The organism is Thermococcus sp. 21S7 (genome assembly GCF_012027615.1).
GTDB lineage: Archaea > Methanobacteriota_B > Thermococci > Thermococcales > Thermococcaceae > Thermococcus.
On sequence record NZ_SNUT01000013.1, the window covers coordinates 1 to 1,232 of the forward strand.

Genomic DNA, 1,232 nt, shown 5'->3' on the forward strand with positions numbered 1-1,232 from the left:
TCAACCTCATGAAGAAGCTGAAGAAGGAACTCGGCCTCTCGATGATATTCATCACCCACGACCTCAGCATCCTCGCTGAGATCAGCGACAGGGTTGCTGTGATGTACGCCGGTAAGATAGTCGAGATTGGTGACAGCGAGAAGGTCTACTACGAGCCGGCCCACCCGTACACCCAGAAGCTCCTCGCGGCAATACCGAGGCTCCACGAGGACGTTGAGAAGCTGGAGTTCATCCCGGGACAGCCGCCCAACCTCATCACACCGCCGAAGGGATGCCGCTTCCACCCGAGGTGCCCCTACGCAATGCAGGTTTGTAAGGAGCAGGAGCCCGAGCTGAAGGAAGTTGATAAGGACCACTACGCCGCATGCTGGCTGCTGTGAGGTGTGAGAAATGGCCGAGCCGGTACTTAAAGTTGAGAACCTTAAGAAGTACTTCCCAATCAAGAAGGGATTCATAGACACCATTAAGGGTGCCCCGCAGAAGAAGGTCCACGCGGTGGACGGCATCAGCTTTGAGATATACAAGCAGCAGGTCTTCGCCCTCGTCGGTGAGAGCGGCTGTGGTAAGTCCACCACAGGAAAGCTCATCGTCAAGCTCCTTGAGCCCACTGACGGCAGGATACACCTCGAAGGCAAGGACGTTACTAACGTCAGGACCAGGGAGGAGATCCTTGATTACAGAAGAAAGGTTCAGATGATCTTTCAGGATCCGTTCAGTTCGATGAACCCGAGGTTCAGGATATTCGACATCCTTGAGGAGCCGCTCCTCATACACGGCATCGGTGAAACCAAGGCCGAGCGTGAGGAGCTCATCTACAAGGCCCTTGAGATGGTCAAGATAACCCCTCCCGAGGACTACGTCGGCAGGTTCCCGCACATGCTCTCCGGCGGACAGAGGCAGCGTGTCGCTATAGCAAGGGCCCTCATCCTCAATCCGACCTTCATCGTCGCCGACGAGCCGGTCTCGATGCTCGACGTTTCAATCCGTGCGGAAATCCTTGAGCTGATGAAGGAGCTTAAGGAGAAGATGGGAGTCACCTACCTCTACATCACCCACGACATGTCCACCGCTAGGTACTTCGCCGACTGGATGGCGGTCATGTACCTCGGAAGGATAGTCGAGATGGGTCCAGTCGAGAAGGTCATCGACAACCCGCTCCACCCGTACACCAGGGCACTGCTCTCCGCCGTTCCGGAGCCCAAACCGGAGCGCAGGAACATCATCAAGGAACT

General features: G+C 56.2%; 2 protein-coding genes. Both read left to right on the forward strand.

The window, feature by feature from the left end; all coding sequences use genetic code 11:
• Nucleotides 1-380, forward strand: a 380-nt coding sequence (locus E3E51_RS12885; protein WP_167913516.1) for an ABC transporter ATP-binding protein, incomplete at its 5' end; no start/stop codon positions are given.
• Between the two features lie 10 nt (nt 381-390).
• A partial coding sequence (locus E3E51_RS12890) for an ATP-binding cassette domain-containing protein (RefSeq protein ID WP_167913517.1) occupies nt 391-1,232 on the forward strand: 842 nt, incomplete at its 3' end.